Origin of the sequence: Paenibacillus sp. GCM10027626, from assembly GCF_042676285.1 — a bacterium.
Taxonomy (GTDB): domain Bacteria; phylum Bacillota; class Bacilli; order Paenibacillales; family Paenibacillaceae; genus Paenibacillus_Z.
The window spans coordinates 65,097-87,334 of sequence record NZ_JBHTHC010000029.1; the positions used below are offsets into that span (position 1 = coordinate 65,097).

A 22,238-nucleotide genomic window follows, 5' to 3' on the forward strand; every position below is an offset into this window, starting at 1 on the left:
TGTTCCATTAAAGGGCCAGTTTATATAATAAAAATTATATATCAAAAATTTAGGAGGATGTAGCAATGAAGGTCAAACGAATTATTGCCAATGTTGAGACTCAGGACATTTCTAAAGCAAAGTACTTTTACGGGGAAGTGCTCGGACTTGATCAACTGATGGATATGGGATTTATTACAACTTACGGTTCGCATGAGAAAATGGACACTCAAATTAGCTTTCTTTCAGAGGGCGGTTCAGGGACACCAGTGCCTGACTTGTCAATCGAGGTTGATGATCTTGACAATGCACTAACTCGCATAAAACAAGCAGAGATTCCAATTGAGTATGGACCAGTTGAGGAGCCGTGGGGGGTTCGGCGCTTTTTTGTAAAAGATCCATTCGGTAAGCTCGTTAATATTCTTACCCATCTTTAGATAAATGAGATGACAGGTGTCGCAACACCGCTCGAATATGTAAACTGCCGCCATCTATGCCACACGCAGCTGCAATGACAAAGCGGCAAGTTGGGAGATCATTGAACAGATGTTAATGGGTGGCGACAAAGAGGTTGCGAAAAACTCTATTTTATATTGGGGCATTATCCCCCATGAGAAGCTTTTGCCTTATTATAAGGCTGCATGGCCGGAATATAAAAACAATAATAATTTCAGAGAAAAGTTTATAGGTTTTTTGAATGAATTAAATTTGCCAGATGATTACTTTGACAAAGAATAATTTATCCTTTACATATGGATGATTATAGTGAAGCTACCGGATAAATGTTATATAATATGGACAAAACATATTTTCATAAGGAATGCGTGCTAGTATGGATAGCAATCTTCCAGGAGGGATCATGTTGCAGCAGCTCTTTAACGATATGATAAAGCAGGACGTAAAGCCGTTCCTTTCCAAGCATGGCTTCGCAAAGAAGAGTTTGAATTTTAGTAAGAAAACAGAAAGCCTCTTCTACATGTTCAATTTTCAAAAATCCTCTGGCAATTCAGCGGACAATGTAATGTTTTATGTGAATTGCGGTATTTATGCAGCGGAGTTGGCACAGATACAATCGAGAGAGATTCTGACAGCACCCCAAGAATATGAGTGTCACTTCAGAGCGAGAATTGGGGAAATTGCCCAGTCCGTTCCAGATCGATTTTCAATCACTCCTGATACGAATATGGATGATTTAAGAAAAACGCTGCTAAGTGGATTAGAAGAGGTTATTCATTTCTATGATACTATGACCAGCGCCAGATCCATTGTTGATTATTACACTTCAGGTCCATTTTTACATCTGGGCGAAGAGAGCTTTCATTTGCTATTACAATCCAATGATGTAGCAGCGGCTAAAAATTATTTGAAGGCTTTGCAGGGAAAGCACGGAACAGAAAATCGATGGACCATATTCGAAAATAAATACAAGGCCATCTTCGATAAATACGGAGTGGAATTTGATTATTAATAAGATTTTTTATTACATTTCTAAGGGAGCCATTCAGTGATGAAAAATATATGGCGAAAAGACAGTGAATATTTTAAGTTAAAACCCTTAACAGATAGAGCAGTAGAAAAAGCAGAAGAAGAACTTAAGGTAAAGTTGCCTGAATCTTATATCAATCTACTGAAAGAACAGAATGGCGGATACATTATCTATGACTCATTTCCTTCTACTGTTCCAACCTCTTGGGCTGAAGACCATATTAGTGTTGACCATATTATGGGCATAGGTGAAGAAGAGGGTATTTTGCAAAGCAATTATTTAATAGAAGAATGGGAATTGCCTGAACACATTGTGTTATTCTCCGGAGATGGACATTCGTGGGTTGCATTTGATTACAGAAATACAAAAGAAGAGCCTCCTGTTATTTACGTCGATGTGGAATCTGAACAGATTATTGAATTAGCTCCGGATTTCAACACATTCTTAAATGGACTATACGTAGATTAAGGTATTGAATCATCGACAACAAGGCCGCCGAGTACTTCGACGGCCTTCTGCGCCTGTTATGAAGACTTGGTCATAGCTCTTGGATCGGATATAAAAGATGGCAATTATGCGCCGCGGCGGATTTTTCACCGATATACCCGTTAAGCTGAACCGTATCATAAGGGACGGCAGCGGTTTAAAAGTTTGACAAAAAAATCCGCGATTTACGCGGATTAAGCTAAGTTCTATACCCAAGGTTCAAAATCGTCGTCCAATTCTGGCTCCACTTGCGGATTCTCTGGCTCTGTGTAAATAACCTCGGCTTTCTTCAAATCTTCGATATTCAAGTACATTGTACCCTTGTATTTCTTAACCCGAATTTTGCTTAGTACAAAGTCGCCTTTAGTCGCTTTTTTGTATTCTTCTGTCAAAACGATATCGTATTTGAAAAGACCGAACGCCCCAGGAATCGCTCTCCCTAAAGTAATGATATTTGGATTGTCAGTACTAAGTCGGTTAATATTTTCGATCTCAGAAAGCATAGCTAAAGAAATCCAGCCTTTACTCATCAACGGAGGCAAGTCACCTTTAGTCTTTCCTTCCTTAGTATAGTTAAGATCAAAATAATCCGGGTAGCCTTTATATCCGGGCTCCTTGGACTGCGCCTCTGTTGGCGGCACACCAATTTCACGAACGACTTGGGAACTGGACAGGTAATTGTCAATGGATTCCCTTTCTGCCAGTTCATTTTCTACATGAGTTACTTTCGCCGCATCGGGACCCATTAGGATGGATCCATCTTTATTAATCACCACAGGGATACCATCAACGGTGTATCTTGCCCCTTTAAATGACGGGCTGTTAATTTGAATCAGATTCGCCTTTGGCGACCAGTAGACGGTATTACCCGTCGATTCCCCGACGATCCGCACAGGTATGTAGGTGGTTCCGTTTTGAGAGAACGGTGCCGCCTGCAAAGCTTTCTTCGTTCCATTGACGTATGCCGTTTTACTGCCAAGCGTGAACGTAAGCTTCAAATCCTTCTTAGTGCCAGTCACTTGCTTCAGTCGCGAATCGAATCCTATGCCCATGCCAAGCCTTTCAAACAACTCCCGAAAAGGAACAAACGATACTCCATTCTTATTCACTGATTTAGCCTTGATCGGCACTCCATCCACAAAAATGTGCGCTCCTGCAGCTGCCGCGGCAGCCGAAATGGTCCCCATTGTTAACATCAATGCAGATACCACAGTTAAAATCAATAATTTTTTCACCAGACTTTCCTCCCTTTTCCCGATTTAGATGATGTAATAGCGTTCTTGTTCCCCTCTTTCTTCCTTCCATATTATCTCAGAAAATTGTTTGATTTACTAGATATTCGTAAAACTAATGTGTATTTTTCTCCAAAACGCCCTTCATTTTGACAACCTTCACTTTTCTGGGTCTACTCATTTCTTTGATTATGCAGCTTTTTTTCCTCTTGCATGTGACGTAACGTTATCCTTTATTCTTACCTTACCGCAACAGAATGCTGTTTGAATTTAAATGGAGGTTTTATTATGAAAACAGATCGCAAAAAAATAATGTTGATTTTCGGTACTCGCCCGGAAGCAACAAAAATATGCCCTGTGGTTCAGGAGTTGAAAAAATATCCTGATTGGTTTGAAACGAAAGTGATTGTAACGGGGCAACATAAGGAGCAGCTCCAACAAGCGCTGTCTAATTTTAATATACAACCCGATGTCGACTTAACCCTCATGAAAGAAAATCAAACGCTTGCTTATCTGACTTCTGCAGCAATTACGGGGTTAGATAAAATCATTTCTGAAGAACGTCCAGATTTAATCTTGGTTCATGGAGACACCCAAACAGCGGTGAGTGGAGGAATGACAGCATTTTTTCATAAAATTCCTATTGGTCATATTGAAGCCGGACTACGTTCACAGAACAAATACTCACCTTGGCCAGAAGAGATTAATAGGAAAATCGTAGATGTGGTTTCAGATTTTTTGTTTGCTCCCACATCTATTAGTAAAGAAAACTTAATTAGGGAAGGTTATAATGAAACTAATATTTATGTTACTGGACAAACCGCTGTTGATGCAGCAATATTAACAAAGAAATCTAACTATAATTTTAAAGACGATACCATAAATCGTCTTATAGAACATAAGGGTAGAATCATTACAGTAACCGCTCATCGAAAAGAGAATTATGGATCTCCAATGGTTGGTATGTTTAATGCAATACGGCGTGTTGTGGAAGAAAATCCAGATATATCTATTATTTATCCCGTGCACTTAAGCCCGGTTGTTCGTGAAATAGCAAATAAAATACTAACCGGGCATGATAGGATACATTTGATAGATCCAATTGAATACCCTGACATGATCAATTTAATGGCTCGTTCATTTCTTATACTAAGCGATTCAGGAGGTCTCCAGGAAGAAGCTCCGGTATTTAAAAAACCACTTGTGCTAATGAGAGAAACAACAGAAAGACCAGAAGCTATTACAGCTAATGCAGTCTGCTTATCCGGAACGGATGAAGAGATGATTCATACTATAACTACTAAACTTCTCACTGATCCGAATTATTATAAGGCCATGTCACATGCTGACAATCCCTTTGGAGATGGGCAGGCTTCGAAACGCATCGTTCAAATTATTGCTTACTATTTTGGTTTTGTTCCCGACCTTCCTAAAGAATTCAATGCTAAGTAAGTGCATCTTATATGCTAGACTATTATAAAAGCGGCCATAGAAGAAGGGAGTTTATATCATGCAGACACGAAATGGGGAGTGGATGACTGCTGGCCAGTTTGCGGAAAAGGCAGGCGTCACCAAACGGACCATTCAATATTATGATAAGATAGAACTCTTACAACCAAGCCACAGAACGGGTTCCGGGCATCGTTACTACACCAAGCAAGATTTTGCTCGACTTCAAAGAATCTTGACGCTGAAATATATCGGCCTCACCATCGACGAGATAAGAGGAATGATTCACCGTGATGGGCACGAGGAAGATCTCAAGGAATCCTTGAGAGTGCAGAGTACGATTATCGGGCAGAAAATGGAGCATCTTCGACTCGTACAAAAAACATTGAAGGAGACACTTTCATTGTTGGAAAGTTTGGATATTGGAGACGAAGAGGAAGCGGGGATAACAACAGTTAGTAATGAAAGCAATCCGGCATGGGAGCTGTTCGCTTCCGTTATCCGCGTCGTGAATCAGGAATACGAAAGTGCCTTTAACTTGCAGACGAGGATAAGTTTGCATGACGAATTTAGTGTTAACCGTTACAAATGGCATCATTGGCTCTTCGATCAATTACTTATATTAAAACAGGGCAGAATTCTTGAATTGGGCTGCGGAGACGGGGCTTTGTGGCAGAGAAATGCCGATCGAATCCCGGAAGATTGGGACGTAACGCTGACCGACTTGTCTGAAGGAATGCTAAGTGATGCCACGGATCGCCTTGCAAATACCGTGCCACTTTCCCGATTTCGATTCACGCCTGCCGACGCGCGTTCGATCCCTTTTCCGGACGCAAGTTTTGATGCCGTTTTCGCCAATCATATGTTGTACCATGTGAGTGAGCGTCACCAATCTTTAAAAGAAATACGACGTGTTCTTAAACCTGGAGGCATGTTGTTCGCATCTACGATGGGCACAAACCATATGAAAGAAATAAAAGGATTCTTAAGCGAATTAAACCCGCATTATGATTTGGGGCGTCAGGACTTCGCCTGCGAATTCGGGTTAGAAAATGGAGCGGATCAACTCGAAGCTGCAGGTTTCATGAATATTCGTATAAAACGATATGAGGATGCTCTGCAAGTAACGGATTCTAAACCACTCATTGCTTACATACGAACAACGCCTGGGGGACGAGAAAATTTGACTGACAGCCGAGTAACCAAGTTGGAATCTATGCTGAATGCAAAGATACTGGATGAAGGTGCGGTTTGCATAACAAAGGAAGTCGGTCTTTTTGTCGCGTTTCGCAAGTAAAACATGGATAATGAGAAAAAAACAATCATCCGTCGTGCGCCCCATTATGTGGGGCTTTTTGTCGTTTTTAGACGCTAGTTATTTTTTTCTTTAAGGTTCATTTAAGATTCAAAAGGTATACTTTCCGGGAGAATGAAGAAGGAGGACTTTGATCATGGGCAAACCACGAATCGAAGAGTGGACGCAGTTGAGAGGACTCGCATTTCTCGCGATCGTAATGCAGCACTCCCTCGCTGATTACATTTACAGGCCTGATATTGAGCAGGCCGACTCCGTTATGCTGACGATGATTTATCATTTGACCCGTTTTGGAACCCCGACATTTGTCTTTTTGTCAGCCGTCCTGCTGTTCTACAACTATGGTGAAAAATTCAATTACTTGCAATTTATCCAAAAAAGATTCGGGGATGTGTACGTCCCTTTTTTGTGCTGGACGCTTATTTATTGGCTGTATGTCCGTGTGTTTACGCCTTCCTTTTGGCAAAAGGGGGGACAAGAATGGGGCACGCTGCTCAAGGAGATTTTCGTTCCACAAACCGGTTATCAGCTGTGGTTTATCATCATGATTTTACAATTCTATCTGCTGTTTCCGCTGTTTGCATGGGCGTACCGGGCGGTTCGCAGAAGGTTCGAGCCTTGGGATGAACCCAAACGAACACGGCGTGTGATTGCAATCATTGCAGGCTCCCTTGTGTTATATGCGGTTTTGCTGTATCTCTCCTATTACCGGATGGGATCCTGGCCAGGAATGCTCGGAGAGCCATGGTCCAGCCTGATCGAGTACCGCAGCTACTGGTTTCTGATGTATGCCTTCTACTTTGTGATCGGTGCGGTATGCGCCTCATCCATCCAGAAATGGCGCACGTGGTGTACGCGGCTGCTGCCCTGGACAGGCCTTGTATTTATAGGGATGTACATCCGGCTCGGTTTGGATGTTTTGCGGGGATCGGGGGAGGTCGTAAACTTGAACATTTCGACGTACCTCAAGCCCTCGACCTTTGTGATCATTGTGGCGCAAATGGTGCTGCTGTATGGACTGCTCATCATGATGCAGGGCCGTAGCCGGGCTTTTCTGCGGCTGCTTTCCTGGATGGGGCGGTATTCGTTCGGCGGTTATCTCGTGCATGCGCTGATCATTTATGTCATCGCTCGGTTTACCCGTCCGATGGAGCTGGGGGGGAGTCATGTTTCCTTTACACTTCTCACTTTTACCCTGACGGTCCTGGCTTCTCTTGGAATAAGCTACACGCTGTCGCATCTGCCTGGTTCTCGCTGGATCGTAGGAGCCAAACGGCGCTTCTCACATCGGAATGAAACTGAAGAGTCCGATTACCGAAAAGAGTCGCCGGCTATGCTGACGACGCGTTCCAGCCGGTATACGCAATCCCGGTAAAGTTTCATGGCTAAGACATGTACCGAAATCCCAACTAGCATTTGAACAAGATGTAGAACCCCCTTTATGAGCTTCTACCATTGCGTAGAATTTCCACTCATAGTAAGGCTTCTTTTTTTTGTTCCTAAAGCCGTCACAATTATGAACATAGCGAGCTTTATGGCGTTTCGGCGGAACATGACGAAAAAAATTATCTGGTTGTGAGCTTTGTCACTATAATTTTGACCATATGCCTCTATACTTTCCCTATAGTCCAGCAAATCAGAGACTTTCGAGGAGGCTCCTGCTATGACCCTTAGTAAAGAAAAGCTTGTCATTATTGGCAATGGAATGGCCGGAATCAGTACGGTGGAACAAATATTGAAATTGACGTCACGGTTTGATATTACCGTATTCGGCAGTGAGCCGTATCCCAACTATAATCGCATTATGCTCTCTTACGTCTTGGATGAAAGCAAAACAATCGACGATATTGTATTGAATGGGTGGGACTGGTACAAAGAGAACGGCATAACGCTTCATACCGCGACGACGGTATCTCATATCGACGAAGCAAGCCAACAAGTGGTGACGGAAAGCGGAATACGCGTCCATTACGATAAAGTCATTATAGCAACAGGGTCTAAACCATTTATGCTGCCAATACCCGGCAGCGATAAACAAGGCGTTGTTGGCTTTAGGGATATTTCCGACTGCCGGCAAATGGTGGAGGCGGCCAAGACTTACAAGAAAGCAGCCGTTATCGGCGGCGGGCTGCTGGGGTTGGAAGCCGCCAAAGGTCTGGTTCATCTCGGCATGAATGTAACGGTTGTCCATCTGATGGAAGATTTGATGGAGCGACAGCTTGATCATCAGGCCGCATTGATGCTGAAGGCCGAGCTGGAGCGTCAGGGCATTCAGTTTGCAATGGGGGTCCAAACGGTAGAACTGCTCGGAGACGAACGCGTCGAAGGTCTTCGGTTCTCGGACGGTACTGTGCTGGAAGCCGAGTTCGTCGTCATGGCCGTAGGCATCAAGCCGAATGTGGCCGTGGCCCAAGCTAGCAGGATCATAACGAATCGCGGAATCATTGTGAACGACTACATGCAAACTTCAATGCCTGGCGTTTATTCGGTAGGAGAATGCAATGAACACCGCGGCGTCTGCTACGGTCTGGTTGCTCCGCTTTTTGAGCAGGGGATGGTGCTTGCAAAGCACTTGTGCGGTATAGAAACGGCTCCTTATGAAGGCTCCGTCGTATCGACGAAGCTGAAAATATCGGGCGTCGACGTTTTTTCGACAGGCGAATTTATCGAAGGGCCGGAGCATGTCGTCATTGCGCACAAGGATGAATGGAAGCAAACCTACAAAAAAATATTGCTAAAACATAATGTGATTACAGGTGCGGTACTTTTCGGAGACATTGCGGATTCCGCCCGTCTGCAAAAGCTCATTAAGGACAAAACGGTGATGACCGACGAAATATACAACTCTTTGATGGGGAGCGGCTGCTGTGGCGGCGGAGCCGCAAAACAAGCTTCGGTGGAAGCCATGGCTGACGATGAAATCATGTGCGGCTGTAATGGAGTGACCAAAAAAGCTATCATGGATGCAATTGCCGATAAAGGAATAACGACGGTGGAGGAAATCAAAGCCTGCACGGGTGCAACGCGTTCCTGCGGCGGTTGTAAGCCCATTGTCGAGCAAATCCTGCAATACGTCCTTGGCGATGGCTTCAAGACTTCCAACAAACAGGGCATCTGCGCCTGCACAACGTACAGCCGCGACGAGATTGTCGCAGAGATCAAGAGCAAAGGGCTGACCTCGACCAGAGAAGTCATGAACGTACTGGACTGGAGCCAGTCTGAAGGCTGCTCCAAGTGCCGCCCCGCGCTGAACTACTATTTGACCATGATTTATCCGGACACCTACGAAGATGAGAAAGAATCGCGTTTCGTCAATGAGCGATTGAGCGCTAATATTCAGAAGGACGGAACCTATACCGTCGTTCCAAGGATGTATGGCGGCGTCACAACCCCGGAAGATTTGAAGAAGCTCGCAGACATTTCGATGAAATACGATGTGAAATGTGTCAAAGTGACGGGAGGGCAGCGGATCGGACTCATGGGCGTGAGGAAAGAGGATGTTCCCAAAGTATGGGAAGAGCTGGACATGCCATCCGGCTATGCTTACGCCAAATCGCTCCGGACTGTCAAAACCTGCGTCGGATCGACTTTTTGCCGCTTTGGCACCCAGGATTCAATGAGCATGGGGGCCTTGCTCGAACGCAAGTTTGAACGTCTGGATTTGCCGGCTAAATTCAAATTCGCCGTCAACGGCTGCCCGCGAAACTGCGCAGAAGCGTGCACCAAAGATATTGGCATCGTCGGCAATGACGGAGGCTGGGAGTTGTTCATCGGAGGCAACGGCGGTATTAAGGCGCGCCTGGCTGATCTGCTGTGTAAGGTGAAGACGGATCAGGAGCTAATCGAGCTTTGCTCGGCGATCATCCAATACTACAGAGAGACGGGAATCTATCTGGAACGGACATCGGACTGGGTAGAGCGCATGGGGCTGGATGCGATTCGCAAAGCAGTTGTTGAAGATTTGGAAAACCGCAGAGCGTTGGTGGAGCGGATCGAGTTTGCTTTGAAGCAAGTTGAAGATCCGTGGAAAAAAATGTTAAGCGACACGGATACCTGTACGGCGTTGTTCCAAAGCCATGAGCCAGCGGCCAGGTAAATGAACTGCATTTCTATATGTGAATAGGAAAGGGGTACGGATGTATGAAGGAGTTGGAAGGATTTTGTCTGATAGGAGCGCTTGAGCAGTTCCTGCCGCAGATCGGTCGCACAGTGAACTGGAACGGGTGGGAAATCGCCGTTTTTCGAACTTCATCAGGAGAGGTTTACGCACTGGAAAATCGCAGTCCGCATCCTAAGGGCGGGCCGCTCGCAGAGGGGATGGTATCGGGACGCTTCCTGTTCGAGCCGCTTCATGATTGGAAAATCGATCTGAGGACAGGGCTCGTTCAACTGCCTGATCAGGGGCAGGTTCGTTCGTTCCCGGTAAAGGTAGAGGGAGATCAGGTTTACGTCGCTGCGCCAGCCGCCCATCCGGCCTAAATTTGAATCGTTCGTTCAATCGATCCAGCATCTAAGAAATTACGGGGGAGGATCACCATATGTTTACGCCAAGTGTAGAAGCGATCATAGAAACAGCCGTTAAAAAGAAAGATAAAATGAACAAGAATGTTGCTCGCTATGTGGTGTCGGCTATGCTGGCCGGGGCCTTCGTAGGGTTTGGCATCATCCTGATTTACTCCGTAGGGGCGCCGCTTGCGGCTGCGAATTCCGCGTTCAAGACTATGGTCATGGGGATGTCCTTCGGCCTGGCACTGACGCTCGTCGTCTTCGCAGGCTCAGAGCTGTTTACCGGCAATAATATGTTTTTTACGGTGAGCACGCTGGCCCGCAAAACGACTGTGAGCGATACACTGAAAAACTGGAGTATTGTATTTATTGGAAACTTGGCCGGCGCTTTATTGCTCTGTTTGCTTATCGTTGGCTCGGGGCTTTTCACAGGAGCGGGGGAGGAGCATTTGCTCTTCGCCGCTGCGGCCAAAAAAATGGAGTTGTCTTTTGGAGAATTGTTTTTCCGCGGTATTTTGTGCAACTGGCTCGTTTGCCTGGCTCTATGGATGGCCGGAAGGGCGAAAGAAGACATCGCGAAGCTCGTGCTTATTTGGTGGTGCCTGTATGCATTCATCGCCAGCGGCTTTGAGCACAGCGTTGCGAACATGACACTGCTCAGTCTCGCCTATATGCTCCCGCAGCATCCAGAATCGATTACGCTGGCCGGCTGGTTTAGCAACATGATACCTGTCACGCTCGGGAATATTATCGGCGGAGGAATCTTTGTCGGGTTCGTATATTGGTTCATCTCTCCCGTGCGAAGCAAACCATGAATGTATCATCATCGGTATGGGCGTCTTGATGCCCGTTCTGACTATTGCATATCAAAACCAGTACTGGTTGAAAAGCGAATTCGAGAAGTTTAAGAATTTAATGATTTCAACTAAACAGAATGGGTACCGTTTAAAGCCAAAGACTGTTAAATTCCGTCTTTGGCTTTTTTAACTTGACACCTGGGGGTAGCATGAAAGTGAACATAAATGAAGTTTCTACTTAAAATAACTGGAAAAAAAGAGCAAAACGGAATATAATTGAATTACTGTATTTATTGGTAGCGGTTCATTGTCCTATGTATTATTGAAGCATCTGCCCGATCAAATGCCGCTTACAATCGTTACAAACAGCATGCGAGTAGCCGATGTTTTAAAGGAACGTCAGTGGATTGAAACCTACCTGATTGGTGGTCGGGTAAAGCCATCAGGGAATATTACCGACGTACTTGCGAACGAATTTATCCGCCAGTTTAAATTTGATATCAGCTTCGTCACGGTGGGCGGTATCTCAGAGGAAGGGATTTTTGTGGCCACGCCTGAAGTAGGGGCGTTCGGACGGGCAGTATCTGCTGCATCACGCCGCCGAATTGGGATCGCGACACATCATACCCTTGGTAACGAAGGATTTGCGAAGGCTGGACGGATCGAAGAATTAGATCTGTTGATTACAGATGAGGATGCTGATCCAGAAGTGATTGAACGGATTCAAGCGCTAGGCGTTAAGGTGATATTGGCTCGGGTAGAGGGTAAGTGACTGAACAAATCAGATTATCTATTTTATAATAAATTGAATGGGTGTGACGACTTTGTTCTATAGAAGGAAGTTCTACATCGTAAAAAATGAATTTGTAGATATTTTAAACGCACATTTTAACGAAACTAATTTACCAAATCAAACTAAGCATGGAGCTCGATTGGTAGGAAGGTGGATGACACCTAAGAATAATTCTACCACAGAGATTTTCGCTATTTGGGAATATGATAGTTTTGAGAAGTACGAAGAAATAGAAGCGAATGTCAGGAGTGACAGTGAGCACCTTAAACGTATAAGTAATTGGTATGAAAAAAATGGTGGTAGAAATTATGTGTATAAGGAGTATATTTTAGAAGTGAAAAACGAGCAGTTGATATCAACAATATTAAAGTAAGAATCCATTACTAAGATGTTCAAAACGCAACAATAAGACAATTTTCTAGTAAAAAGTCCGCGTTCAACAGGAACGCGGGCTTTATTGTTTCAACTGCAGCGCAGGTCGAATTCCTTAGATAATGATTGAACAACAAAGGATGGCCTTTAAAACTTGCCATTAGAGATAACGCGGAGAACCGTATCACAAATAGTGGTAAAGCAGAGGATTGAACTGAAGGTTGACGCAGCAATGCTAAATCTGTAGAACTTGGATAGCTGAAAATGTGCTCATGCCCAATAAGCGTGAGCTTTTTATTTGATAATTGACTTACAAAATCTTCTCGTGTTATATTGTGCATACACGACATGCACAAAATAATTGAGGAGGCATGGCATGCTAGCCTTAGACATTCGAAACCTAAATAAGATGTATCCCGATTTTCAGTTAAGGGATGTATCGTTTCAGCTGGAACAGGGTTATATTATGGGCTTTATCGGCGCCAACGGCGCGGGGAAAACCACCACCATCAAATCGATCATGAATATGGTTCATACCGATGGCGGCGAGGTTCATATTTTTGGCAAGAACATGGCTGAACATGAAATCGAATTAAAACAGGAGATCGGATGCGCATTTGGCGGAATCGATTTCTATACGCGAAGCAAGATCAAAATGTTGACCGATGTGATTAAGAGGTTCTATAAGAATTGGGATGAAGCAGCCTACTCCGGCTATCTAAGACGATTCAAATTGGATGAGAATAAAAAAGTCGCCGAATTGTCAACGGGGATGAAAGTCAAGTACAGTCTGGCTCTTGCCTTATCCCATGGCGCAAAGCTGCTCATCCTCGACGAGCCGACAAGCGGGCTCGATCCGGTGGCCAGGGACGATCTGCTGGATCTATTCCAAGAACTTGTCGCAGGCGGCAAGATCAGCATTCTTTTCTCGACCCATATTACCTCCGACTTGGAGAAGTGCGCGGATTTTATCACTTTTATCGCGGACGGGAAAATCGTTAACAGCGCTGAGAAAGAAGAGTTTAAGGAGTCCTATCGGTTGCTGAATGGTGATGAAAGTGAGCTGAGCCGGGTGAAAGAACGAATGATTTCCTACAAAGTCAATTCGTTTGGTTTTACGGGACTCATCCACTCTACAGACTTCGATCCCTCTTCCGGCATCAAAGCAACCACGCCGAGTCTCGAGGAAATCATGATCTATTTCGCGAAGAGGGAGCCTGCGTATGTATAACTTGGTGATTAAGGATTTGAAATTAGGCATTCAGCCGATCATGTTCGTCTTACCTTTTTTGATGGGATTGTTAATGCTCATTCCCAGTTGGATCTATTTTATCGTCCTTCTGTATTTTTGCTGGATCACGGTCCCGAACATGTTTGGCAACTATAAAACGCATAACGACTTGATGTTTACTACGATGATGCCCGTAACCAAGAAGGACATGGTGAAAGCAAGGGTATCCGTTATCGTCATTCTGGAGATATTGCACGTCGGGGCCGCCATGATCTTCGGTTTGATCCATGATCTCGTCTACTCAAATCTAAACATAACCTACCTATTCTTTGCCCCGACCATGGGTTTCTGGGGACTCAGTATGGTCATGCTGGCAATCTTCAACATCGTCTTTATTCCTATGTACTACAAGACGGCATACAAATATGGCGGGGCGCTAGCCTCAGCAATAATAGCCGCTATGCTTTTTGCCGGAATTGTACAATGGCTGGGAATACAGATTCCGTCCATGTTCGACATATTCAATGTTACCGTCGCCGACCATATCGGCTTTCACGCATCTATCCTGGCCGCTGGAATCGTAATCTTTGCGGCATTCACCCTGATTGCTTACCGGATTGCGGAGAAACGATTCCTTAAAGTGGAACCACTATGAACGTATCGATCTCGAACACATCGGAAAAACCGATCTATCAGCAGCTTTTTGAACAAATCAGCGCCCAGATTTTGAAAGGCGAGCTTCCAAGCGGTTATGTTTTACCGCCCATTCGACAAGCAGCTCAGGAGCTTCGCGTGAGTGTGATCACCGTCAAGAAAGCTTGGGAAGAACTCGAACGATGCGGTCTGATCAACACCTTCACCGGCAAAGGATGCTTTGTTGCCGAATTTTCATTCGAGGAGATGCTGCAGATACGCAATGAAATGATCTTGAAGCAAATGGAAAGAGACACTTCCTACTACAAATCCTTTGGCCTCACCTTGGACGAAGTGGTTGAGCTGTTGAAAAAGATTTATTAATAACCTCTCTAATGAATTATAGAAAGAACGCTGCCGTTTGGTCGGTGGGAGATGTACTTTTTTAAAAATTTCGCAAAGGAGTTGCATAGCCATGAAAGGTTTAGACAGAATATTTCTTATCGGAGCGATGCTGCTGGTTGTCGGAGTCGCGTGGGCGCTTACGATAAATGATATTGGAACGAAAGAGTGGATTTTGCTACTGTCAATAATTGTGTTGGGTTTCATAGCCGGGTTGATTCAAGGGCGGGCAATACTTCTTCATAAAAGGGATAAAATGGGAGAGGGCAAAATGAAATTCTGGATAGTTGGAACACTCATCGTGTTTGTTGCTCTGAAAGTTGCAATGAATATAGTGATTCCTTCGTATATAGCTAATGATGGGATTGGGATCTTGGTATCTATCATTTTTGTCATTGGGGGACTTTTCATCGGACGTTCTTTTTACTCCCGACTTCATCCGGTGAATGTAACCGATAGACCATTATGAAGATTGGAATATTAGGTTTTGCTTATAGGGATTAGTTTTCGGATTAATATATCTAATGATATAAAGTTAAAGGAGAAAAAATGAAATGACTGATAAATTTAAATTTTTATACGTAATTACTGCAATTTTGGTAGTTGTTTGGCTTTTCATTTTACCATGGTATAACCTTCCAGCATACTTGGAAGTTATAGTAAATGTCGTAGCTATTGTATACTTTGCGATTATCATCAATTACGTCAAAAATCATAAAAAGCAATTCTTCAAATAGCACGTAAGTTTTAATAATTATTAAATCAAATCTGCTATACAGTTGCAAATTTCTTGTTTAAGAATAAACAGTGAAAACAATTTGTTTCAGAAAAGGACGCATTACTGGAGTAATGAAAAAGCCCAATTTCTTATTAATAATACTGAGAAGTTTGGGCTTTTCACATTGTACTTTACGTTTTAAATCCGCATTTTCCTGGCTACACCCCTTAGCGTACGTTTTTCGCGTTTTGCTGGCTGGGCCCCTATTAGAAATGGCGAGATGCCATTGCAAGCTCATCCTCGAACATGGCAAAGCGCAAACTTCAGCAGAGCGGCGGCGGGAAATTCGCCAAGAAAGGAGATTTTATGTTCTGATCGCGAATCCATTATTGCTCGGTTGCGGATGTAACAGTAATTGGTGTAGAAATTGAGACTAGAGGTATTTCGCTTAAGACCCGATAGGCTGAACCGTATCATATATAAAAGTTAGATCATTGCGTTAACGGGAAAATGTTTGTTAAAACCAATAGGGGGCGATCGTCATATTTTTTCTAGAAAGCCTTTCATCGATTTTTAGCTATGGATTTTCTTTTCTCTGTTAAGTTGCGTTTTTTATTCTTTTTTTTTGTAGTTGTGTTACTTATAGTTGCTTTGGGACCCATGAAAGAGCTAAGCATATTGAATGCTGGGCGCAATTGCCGATAAATTCCAAACATTTTTTGTATTTTTCCGATCATGGACATAATTCCATCGAATCCGCCGAAAACTGAAAACAGAGATGAGGGAGCAGATTGAGATTGGGATTGAACTGGCTGTCCAAGAGCACCCGAAGGTTCTCTACCAGGAAATGAAGGAGCACTGACGTTCACTTTTTTTCTTGTCTTCACTGATAATCACTTCCTTTGCTTAAGATTAACCTCTCTTCGCGAGGGAAGAAGCTACAACTACGAGAAAGAATCACCAACAAATCCACCTACCGAACATTCACCTCCCACGTTTTTTTTGTCCCTTATAGCTTATGTGTTGATAGAGCTTGGTGATTGGATGATTGTTCTGTAATGATGATTGACTACCAGATTGAATATGAATATGCATGGGAGAAAATGTTATGGCTTGTGCCAGTAATGGCCAACTACCCGCTCAATGTATGCCCGGCATGAATGTCGCATTGGACTGTCTCCACGCTGCTCCCGCGGCGCACAAATTCAGGAGAATAGCCAAAAAATTTCGAAGGAGCTGACGCAATCAGCTCCTTTGGCATTTTTCGCCTTTGCCCCGTTAAGCTGAACCAAACCATAAGTAACGGCGAAATATTTGGTGAAACGACTGCAAAGGCTCCTTTATCAGAACTTCCTAGCAACAATGAAATATTCTTGAGAACTTTTCTTCAAGCAATCCGTTTCGACAATTGAAAAATTCCCTTTCTCAATGGTATCGGCTAAATTGCGTATTTTAAATAATCTTATATTCGGCATTAAACCAACTCTGCCTGTAAAGTATAACAAGTTTCTTAGAAATATCTTTTCTCCCACGCATGGTGTTGCAGAGATTAATAATCCTCCCGGTTTCAACAGTTCATTCATTCTTTGTAGAACGATCTGTTCATCTTCCAATAAATGCAGAACATGAAAGGCCAAGATGATATCAAATGATCCTTTCTTATACCTTTCATCAAAAATGGTCACATGTGCATAGTTTATATTTGCGATGTTTCGCTCTTTTGCCTTTTTTTCGGCAATTGCGATCATATTAGAAGATATATCAATCGCATGAATTTCTTTCAAATCTTCGGCAATTTCATTAGATATTAATCCAGTTCCACAGCCGTAATCCAACACCACGTTGCTTATTTTGAGATACGTTTTCGTTCGTTGTATGATTTGGAGGTAAGTCTGTTCATCCTTCATCTCGATTTGATCATATTGACTTGCGGTTTTGTCCCAAAACCGTTCTGATTTATTCATTTCCGTTACACCATCTTTTCTAGAGCATTCATCCTAATGGAATACTGAATCCTGTTCCTCCCGGTTGAATCCTTTAATGATTAGCCATATAGCCAAAATCAATTGTTGTAAGGCTATTGGAATGTTCAACATCATGTAGGTTGCATCCAGACCGATGAAGCGAATCATAAATAATAAGCTTGCCAATATGGACAATGCAGACCCAACAAGACCCAAAACGGACAACCAACGTGGAACGATTTTTGTTTGGTAAAATATGCTGTTAAACAAGAACATAGCCAAAACAAATGCCAGTGTCGTAGCTACATGGTTCACCAAATCACGTCCTTCCCTTAACAATCCGCCCAGGGTCTGAACATACGAACCATTCAGAGTTCCAACTTTTGCGAATTCGTGGCTTAATGTCAATAGCAACAGAAGAATGATTACACCCATAATAATGAACACACCGGCAATGATGCCGAAAGCAACAGATCCAAGAGCTAAACCTTTATTATGCTTACTTAATATCGGATACAAGCAAATAGGAATACCAACATAGGCAACAACCATTAACAACTGGAAAAATGCTCCTATTAGTACCTGATTTTCATTTGTCGAAGCCTTGACAAGGTAGTCTGCTCCATCTATAACAGGAACAACACTAAATAGGCCTGTAACCAACCCGGCTAATAGTAACACCCCGGTAATTACTGCAGACCTTCTGCCTGAATTTATACTCTTCCTCAACATCATGAGCCTCCTTAGTTACCTGTCCCTTACGGGTGTTTGCGGGACACGTTTTATGGCTTATCCTCATATTGAAAGACCTCTTCGATGGACTTTCCGAAAACACGCGCGATGCGAAAAGCCAACTCCAAGGAAGGTGAATAATTCCCCTTCTCGATAGCAACAATTGTTTGTCTGGTGACCCCAGCCTTATCTGCTAATTGCTGCTGGGTCATCTCGTTATGATGAAAGCGAAGATTCCGTATATGATTGCTGATCGCATCCTTTCCCATGTTAAACTCCTTTTCTATAAAAGTATAATTGAGCGATACGTCCCAGGAGATCGGATAAAAAACCGAAGAGGATCAACACAAGAAACGTTAAGTAAGTTGGAACATCCGTAACGAGCGGAACCATGGATAATATAAACCCGAAGAAAAACACATACAGCGAAATCCGGTCTGCCTTCAACTCGATGATTTTATCCAACTCATCTTCAAAAGAAGGCTCATCTTCGTTCGTGGCGATTTTATTGAAGATGACAAACACGATATGAATGATAATCTTCGCTACAATCGACACCGGGAGCAGCACCAGAATGAAGGAACCCCAAAAACTGAAGTCGCTGGCTGAAGTGATGCTGCCTTCCTTGGCATTGTTTATCGCGTATAAAGTGTAGAGGGTGAAGATGAGTATACTGCTGATGATGGAAACAAAAACTTTTTTTTCTTGATAGGACATATTGACCTCCTAATTTAAGTATCATTCACAAATGTAAACTAAACTATACATAATGTAATTAAAACTAGATCATTTGTCAAGTTTATTTTACATGTAGGTTGTACACGGGGAAGGGCGCAGTCATGTGAGCTAGCTATCCCATTCAATAATTCCCAATTTGTGTTTATAAACAGGATACGAGGACATAATGATTTTAGGTTAACTGCGAACAAGAACATACGTGCAAAATCATTCGAGAATAAGATGGAGGGGCGCTTTGTTAATGTCGAATAAAAAGAGCTACTATGCATTCGAGGATCCATCTGGCACAATAATTGAATTTCAAGCAACCAGCTTACAGCAGGCCATGGTGATTAAGAAGAAGAAGGCCCTAGAACTGGGGATTCCTAAAGAGGCTTTTGAGCTAACGAGCATACGCAAAAAACCAAGCCAGAGCGCATAGTCATCATATGTGGACATCCGTTTTAGGGAACGGAAATGTCCACTTTTTTTTGTGAAGATGAAGGCGGGAAGGAATGACTTCGTTTTTCCATGTATACCGTCCGGAGGAGTTCGGCTCGAAACATGGTTTTTGATGTGACTAATGATAGCGAGAAATCAAAAAAAGAACCTGGGTAGCTTGATCAGGTTCTTTAATATTGCATATAAACAGACGCGATGATATAATCAGATTGCAACTTTTCCGAGTTCAATGGACACAATAGTTTCAATCTACACTTTAATTGTACCATGCCGGTAAACTCTTGTCAAATGTTTTTTCTCATTTTAATGGATAGGAGAGATGCAGAATGAGTTCTTTGGTTCTCAGTTTTCGGGAAATGGAAAAAACGCAGCTTTTACTCGTTGGCGGAAAAGGGTTGAATTTAGGGGAATTATCAAAAATTGAAGGCATACAAGTACCGGAAGGATTTTGTATTACAACAGTAGGATATCAAAAAGCCATCGAACAAAACGAAACTTTTCAAGCTTTGTTGGATCAACTAACCATGCTAAAAGTAGGAGATCGAGATCAAATTGGTGAAATCAGCAGGAAGATTCGACAAATCATTATGGAAGCAGAAATTCCCGCTGATGTTGTGGAAGCCGTTGCTCACTATCTCTCCCGGTTTGGCGATGAACATGCTTATGCAGTGCGTTCCAGTGCGACTGCTGAAGATTTGCCACATGCCTCTTTTGCTGGTCAACAAGACACCTATTTAAATATCATCGGCAAAGAAGCGATCTTGCAGCATATCAGCAAATGTTGGGCTTCTCTATTTGCGGATCGCGCGGTAATCTACCGTATGCAAAATGGCTTCGACCACAGTCAGGTTTATTTGTCCGTTATCGTTCAGAGGATGGTCTTCCCGCAGGCTTCAGGGATTTTATTTACCGCTGATCCGATTACTTTTAACCGAAAGGTGCTAACCATCGATGCCAGTTTTGGACTTGGTGAAGCATTGGTCTCCGGCTTGGTATCTGCCGATTGTTATAAAGTACAGGAAGAGCAAATCGTCGATAAAAGGATAGCAGCCAAAAAATTGGCTATCTATGGACGAGAAGAAGGCGGAACAGAGACCTGGCAGATCGATCCGGATCAGCAAAAGACACAAACACTTACTGATCAACAGATTTTACAACTAGCACGCATCGGAAGACAGATCGAAGCTCATTTCCGTTCCCCCCAGGACATCGAATGGTGTTTAGTTGATGATACATTTTATATTGTCCAGAGTCGTCCAATCACTACTTTATACCCCATCCCTGAAGCGAATGATGAAGAAAATCACGTTTACGTATCTGTCGGCCATCAACAAATGATGACTGACCCGATAAAACCATTGGGATTGTCTTTTTACCTGTTGATCACTCCCGCACCCATGCGTAAAGCTGGTGGAAGGTTGTTTGTTGATGTTACACGTATGCTGGCTTCACCTGTCAGTAGAGAAACTTTTTTAAATACTCTGGGGCAATCCGATCCGCTCATAAAAGACGCATTTATGACTATAATAGAACGAGATTTTATAAAATCGCTGCCAAATGATAATAAAGAACTAGGCTCCAGTAATAGCAGTAAAGGCAGGCCGTCTGCAGGTTTACAACCACAAATCGAAAATGACCCGACAATCGTTTCTGAATTGATTAATCGTAGTCAAGCATCGATAGAAGAGCTAAAACATAACATCCGAACGAAATCGGGAGCGGATTTGTTTGATTTTATCCTGGAAGATATCCAGCAATTAAAGAAGATCTTATTCGACCCACAGAGCTCGGCTGTGTTTATGGCCGCGATGAATGCTTCATCATGGATCAATGAAAAAATGATGGAGTGGTTGGGTGAAAAAAATGCAGCAGACACGATTTCCCAATCTGTGCCCAACAATATTACTTCGGAAATGGGGCTGGCGCTATTGGATGTCGCAGATGTGATTCGTCCGTATCCGCAAGTAATTGATTATTTACAGTATGTAAAAGAGGATAACTTTTTGGATGAACTGGTTGCGTTTGATGGTGGACAGGAAACCCAAGCCGCGATCCAGGCTTTTCTCGACAAATACGGAATGCGATGTGCCGGAGAGATTGATATAACCAGAACGCGTTGGAGCGAAAAACCAATTAAATTGGTCCCAATAATTCTGGGTAACATCAAAAATCTTGAGCCTAATGAAAGCAAACGGAAATTTGAGCAAGGTCGACAGGAGGCTTTGGAAAAAGAACAAGAGTTATTGGAACGATTGAAGCTATTACCGGATGGTGAACAAAAAGCCACAGAGACAAAACGAATGATCGACCTAGTCCGGAATTTCATCGGTTATCGCGAATATCCCAAATACGGCTATATTAATCGCTACTTCTTTTATAGACTGGCTTTGCTGCAAGAAGCCGAGCAACTCGTACAAGCCAACGTTATTCATGAGAAAGAGGATATTTATTACCTCACTTTTGAAGAGCTTCACGAAGCCGTACGCACAAATAAACTGGATTACCAGATCATCAGCAAACGAAAAGACGAGTACAAATTATATGAAAAACTGACTCCGCCACGTGTTATTACGTCTGATGGTGAAATCATTGCAGGCGAGTACAAACGAGAAAATCTTCCAGCCGAAGCGATTGTAGGACTACCTGTTTCTTCCGGAGTTATAGAGGGAAGAGCTCGTGTTATCTTAAACATGGAAGATGCTGATCTAGAAGATGGAGATATATTGGTCACCTCCTTTACCGACCCTAGCTGGACACCATTATTTGTATCCATAAAAGGCCTAGTCACCGAAGTTGGCGGACTAATGACCCATGGGAGAGCGTCGATTAATTCTCCCCAACTTGCCCTGTGCGATGAATCTCATGATTCGGATCCCTTCATTTTCTCCATGAAATGAAGGGTTTTCTTTCATTTCCTCACCAATCCTCTCGTTTTCGTGGTATAATCATATTAACATGATCTGA

24 protein-coding genes are annotated in these 22,238 nt (G+C 43.2%); 18 read left to right on the forward strand and 6 right to left on the reverse strand.

The genetic code is table 11. The annotated features are described in order from the left end of the window. Positions 1-65 precede the first annotated feature (65 nt). The 4 genes from ACFQ0N_RS34025 (at position 66) to ACFQ0N_RS34040 (ending at position 1,933) form a co-directional block, all read left to right on the forward strand. On the forward strand, positions 66-416 hold the full coding sequence (locus ACFQ0N_RS34025) for a VOC family protein (RefSeq protein WP_379334562.1): 351 nt from the start codon (positions 66-68) through the stop codon (positions 414-416). Between the two features lie 109 nt (positions 417-525). Then, on the forward strand, positions 526-717 hold the full coding sequence (locus ACFQ0N_RS34030) for a hypothetical protein (RefSeq protein ID WP_379334563.1): 192 nt from the start codon (positions 526-528) through the stop codon (positions 715-717). 121 nt (positions 718-838) lie between these two features. Further along, positions 839-1,447 (forward strand): DUF4304 domain-containing protein, encoded by a 609-nt coding sequence (locus ACFQ0N_RS34035; protein ID WP_379334564.1) that lies wholly within the window; start codon positions 839-841, stop codon positions 1,445-1,447. Between the two features lie 39 nt (positions 1,448-1,486). Beyond that, complete coding sequence (locus ACFQ0N_RS34040; protein ID WP_379334565.1) at positions 1,487-1,933, forward strand: SMI1/KNR4 family protein; 447 nt, start codon at positions 1,487-1,489, stop codon at positions 1,931-1,933. Between the two features lie 224 nt (positions 1,934-2,157). Here ACFQ0N_RS34040 and ACFQ0N_RS34045 read toward each other — a convergent pair whose 3' ends face one another. Then, positions 2,158-3,186 carry a copper amine oxidase N-terminal domain-containing protein gene (locus ACFQ0N_RS34045; RefSeq protein ID WP_379334566.1) on the reverse strand — a complete coding sequence of 343 codons (1,029 nt, stop codon included), beginning with the start codon at positions 3,184-3,186 and terminating at the stop codon, positions 2,158-2,160. A gap of 285 nt (positions 3,187-3,471) precedes the next feature. Here ACFQ0N_RS34045 and wecB point away from each other — a divergent pair, with 285 nt between their 5' ends. From wecB to ACFQ0N_RS34105, 12 genes are all read left to right on the forward strand, one after another. Continuing rightward, entirely contained in the window at positions 3,472-4,635 is a 1,164-nt protein-coding gene (gene wecB, locus ACFQ0N_RS34050) for a non-hydrolyzing UDP-N-acetylglucosamine 2-epimerase (RefSeq protein ID WP_379334567.1), read from the forward strand. A 58-nt stretch (positions 4,636-4,693) separates the two neighbouring features. Then, positions 4,694-5,929 carry a MerR family transcriptional regulator gene (locus ACFQ0N_RS34055; protein WP_379334568.1) on the forward strand — a complete coding sequence of 412 codons (1,236 nt, stop codon included), beginning with the start codon at positions 4,694-4,696 and terminating at the stop codon, positions 5,927-5,929. Positions 5,930-6,083: 154 nt separating this feature from the next. Then, positions 6,084-7,322, forward strand: a complete 1,239-nt coding sequence (locus ACFQ0N_RS34060) for an acyltransferase (RefSeq protein WP_379334569.1) — start codon at positions 6,084-6,086, stop codon at positions 7,320-7,322. A 288-nt stretch (positions 7,323-7,610) separates the two neighbouring features. Further along, positions 7,611-10,043: a nitrite reductase large subunit NirB gene (gene nirB, locus ACFQ0N_RS34065; RefSeq protein ID WP_379334570.1), complete on the forward strand. Its 2,433-nt coding sequence runs from the start codon at positions 7,611-7,613 to the stop codon at positions 10,041-10,043. Positions 10,044-10,087: 44 nt separating this feature from the next. Then, entirely contained in the window at positions 10,088-10,426 is a 339-nt protein-coding gene (gene nirD, locus ACFQ0N_RS34070) for a nitrite reductase small subunit NirD (protein ID WP_379334571.1), read from the forward strand. Positions 10,427-10,485: 59 nt separating this feature from the next. After that, on the forward strand, positions 10,486-11,268 hold the full coding sequence (locus tag ACFQ0N_RS34075) for a formate/nitrite transporter family protein (RefSeq protein ID WP_379334572.1): 783 nt from the start codon (positions 10,486-10,488) through the stop codon (positions 11,266-11,268). A gap of 274 nt (positions 11,269-11,542) precedes the next feature. Further along, a complete protein-coding gene (locus ACFQ0N_RS34080) occupies positions 11,543-12,022 on the forward strand; it encodes a DeoR/GlpR family DNA-binding transcription regulator (RefSeq protein ID WP_379334590.1) in 480 nt (159 codons plus the stop codon). A 52-nt stretch (positions 12,023-12,074) separates the two neighbouring features. Further along, entirely contained in the window at positions 12,075-12,416 is a 342-nt protein-coding gene (locus ACFQ0N_RS34085; RefSeq protein WP_379334573.1) for an NIPSNAP family protein, read from the forward strand. Positions 12,417-12,791: 375 nt separating this feature from the next. Then, on the forward strand, positions 12,792-13,646 hold the full coding sequence (locus ACFQ0N_RS34090) for an ABC transporter ATP-binding protein (RefSeq protein WP_379334574.1): 855 nt from the start codon (positions 12,792-12,794) through the stop codon (positions 13,644-13,646). After that, positions 13,639-14,301 carry an ABC-2 transporter permease gene (locus ACFQ0N_RS34095; protein WP_379334575.1) on the forward strand — a complete coding sequence of 221 codons (663 nt, stop codon included), beginning with the start codon at positions 13,639-13,641 and terminating at the stop codon, positions 14,299-14,301. The genes ACFQ0N_RS34090 and ACFQ0N_RS34095 overlap by 8 nt, the downstream gene beginning before the upstream one ends. Beyond that, positions 14,298-14,663 carry a GntR family transcriptional regulator gene (locus tag ACFQ0N_RS34100; protein ID WP_379334576.1) on the forward strand — a complete coding sequence of 122 codons (366 nt, stop codon included), beginning with the start codon at positions 14,298-14,300 and terminating at the stop codon, positions 14,661-14,663. The genes ACFQ0N_RS34095 and ACFQ0N_RS34100 overlap by 4 nt, the downstream gene beginning before the upstream one ends. A gap of 91 nt (positions 14,664-14,754) precedes the next feature. Next, complete coding sequence (locus tag ACFQ0N_RS34105) at positions 14,755-15,150, forward strand: hypothetical protein (protein WP_379334577.1); 396 nt, start codon at positions 14,755-14,757, stop codon at positions 15,148-15,150. 812 nt (positions 15,151-15,962) lie between these two features. Here ACFQ0N_RS34105 and ACFQ0N_RS34110 read toward each other — a convergent pair. The 5 genes from ACFQ0N_RS34110 to ACFQ0N_RS34130 form a co-directional block, all read right to left on the reverse strand. Next, positions 15,963-16,286 carry a hypothetical protein gene (locus ACFQ0N_RS34110; protein ID WP_379334578.1) on the reverse strand — a complete coding sequence of 108 codons (324 nt, stop codon included), beginning with the start codon at positions 16,284-16,286 and terminating at the stop codon, positions 15,963-15,965. 456 nt (positions 16,287-16,742) lie between these two features. Beyond that, positions 16,743-17,363, reverse strand: coding sequence for a class I SAM-dependent methyltransferase (locus ACFQ0N_RS34115; RefSeq protein WP_379334579.1), 621 nt, complete (start codon positions 17,361-17,363; stop codon positions 16,743-16,745). Positions 17,364-17,396: 33 nt separating this feature from the next. Beyond that, positions 17,397-18,095 carry a DUF4386 domain-containing protein gene (locus ACFQ0N_RS34120; RefSeq protein ID WP_379334580.1) on the reverse strand — a complete coding sequence of 233 codons (699 nt, stop codon included), beginning with the start codon at positions 18,093-18,095 and terminating at the stop codon, positions 17,397-17,399. A 50-nt stretch (positions 18,096-18,145) separates the two neighbouring features. After that, positions 18,146-18,364: a helix-turn-helix transcriptional regulator gene (locus ACFQ0N_RS34125; RefSeq protein ID WP_379334581.1), complete on the reverse strand. Its 219-nt coding sequence runs from the start codon at positions 18,362-18,364 to the stop codon at positions 18,146-18,148. 1 nt (position 18,365) lies between these two features. Next, complete coding sequence (locus ACFQ0N_RS34130; protein ID WP_379334582.1) at positions 18,366-18,812, reverse strand: hypothetical protein; 447 nt, start codon at positions 18,810-18,812, stop codon at positions 18,366-18,368. A 262-nt stretch (positions 18,813-19,074) separates the two neighbouring features. Between ACFQ0N_RS34130 and ACFQ0N_RS34135 the strand changes: the two genes are divergently transcribed. Beyond that, positions 19,075-19,254 carry a hypothetical protein gene (locus ACFQ0N_RS34135; protein WP_379334583.1) on the forward strand — a complete coding sequence of 60 codons (180 nt, stop codon included), beginning with the start codon at positions 19,075-19,077 and terminating at the stop codon, positions 19,252-19,254. A gap of 346 nt (positions 19,255-19,600) precedes the next feature. Then, positions 19,601-22,171, forward strand: coding sequence for a phosphoenolpyruvate synthase (gene ppsA, locus ACFQ0N_RS34140; RefSeq protein ID WP_379334584.1), 2,571 nt, complete (start codon positions 19,601-19,603; stop codon positions 22,169-22,171). Positions 22,172-22,238 lie beyond the last annotated feature (67 nt).

What these genes read in the sequence shown, in the direction of transcription:
- nirD (WP_379334571.1), top strand. Translation starts at nt 10,088, where the DNA reads ATGAAGGAGTTGGAAGGATTTTGTCTGATAGGAGCGCTTGAGCAGTTC.
- ACFQ0N_RS34095 (WP_379334575.1), top strand. Translation starts at nt 13,639, where the DNA reads ATGTATAACTTGGTGATTAAGGATTTGAAATTAGGCATTCAGCCGATC.
- ACFQ0N_RS34100 (WP_379334576.1), top strand. Translation starts at nt 14,298, where the DNA reads ATGAACGTATCGATCTCGAACACATCGGAAAAACCGATCTATCAGCAG.
- ACFQ0N_RS34120 (WP_379334580.1), bottom strand. Translation starts at nt 18,095, where the DNA reads ATGTTGAGGAAGAGTATAAATTCAGGCAGAAGGTCTGCAGTAATTACC.
- ACFQ0N_RS34030 (WP_379334563.1), top strand. Translation starts at nt 526, where the DNA reads ATGTTAATGGGTGGCGACAAAGAGGTTGCGAAAAACTCTATTTTATAT.
- ACFQ0N_RS34105 (WP_379334577.1), top strand. Translation starts at nt 14,755, where the DNA reads ATGAAAGGTTTAGACAGAATATTTCTTATCGGAGCGATGCTGCTGGTT.
- ACFQ0N_RS34060 (WP_379334569.1), top strand. Translation starts at nt 6,084, where the DNA reads ATGGGCAAACCACGAATCGAAGAGTGGACGCAGTTGAGAGGACTCGCA.
- ppsA (WP_379334584.1), top strand. Translation starts at nt 19,601, where the DNA reads ATGAGTTCTTTGGTTCTCAGTTTTCGGGAAATGGAAAAAACGCAGCTT.
- nirB (WP_379334570.1), top strand. Translation starts at nt 7,611, where the DNA reads ATGACCCTTAGTAAAGAAAAGCTTGTCATTATTGGCAATGGAATGGCC.
- ACFQ0N_RS34055 (WP_379334568.1), top strand. Translation starts at nt 4,694, where the DNA reads ATGCAGACACGAAATGGGGAGTGGATGACTGCTGGCCAGTTTGCGGAA.
- ACFQ0N_RS34125 (WP_379334581.1), bottom strand. Translation starts at nt 18,364, where the DNA reads ATGGGAAAGGATGCGATCAGCAATCATATACGGAATCTTCGCTTTCAT.
- ACFQ0N_RS34135 (WP_379334583.1), top strand. Translation starts at nt 19,075, where the DNA reads ATGTCGAATAAAAAGAGCTACTATGCATTCGAGGATCCATCTGGCACA.
- wecB (WP_379334567.1), top strand. Translation starts at nt 3,472, where the DNA reads ATGAAAACAGATCGCAAAAAAATAATGTTGATTTTCGGTACTCGCCCG.
- ACFQ0N_RS34130 (WP_379334582.1), bottom strand. Translation starts at nt 18,812, where the DNA reads ATGTCCTATCAAGAAAAAAAAGTTTTTGTTTCCATCATCAGCAGTATA.
- ACFQ0N_RS34025 (WP_379334562.1), top strand. Translation starts at nt 66, where the DNA reads ATGAAGGTCAAACGAATTATTGCCAATGTTGAGACTCAGGACATTTCT.
- ACFQ0N_RS34040 (WP_379334565.1), top strand. Translation starts at nt 1,487, where the DNA reads ATGAAAAATATATGGCGAAAAGACAGTGAATATTTTAAGTTAAAACCC.
- ACFQ0N_RS34035 (WP_379334564.1), top strand. Translation starts at nt 839, where the DNA reads ATGTTGCAGCAGCTCTTTAACGATATGATAAAGCAGGACGTAAAGCCG.
- ACFQ0N_RS34090 (WP_379334574.1), top strand. Translation starts at nt 12,792, where the DNA reads ATGCTAGCCTTAGACATTCGAAACCTAAATAAGATGTATCCCGATTTT.
- ACFQ0N_RS34075 (WP_379334572.1), top strand. Translation starts at nt 10,486, where the DNA reads ATGTTTACGCCAAGTGTAGAAGCGATCATAGAAACAGCCGTTAAAAAG.
- ACFQ0N_RS34115 (WP_379334579.1), bottom strand. Translation starts at nt 17,363, where the DNA reads ATGAATAAATCAGAACGGTTTTGGGACAAAACCGCAAGTCAATATGAT.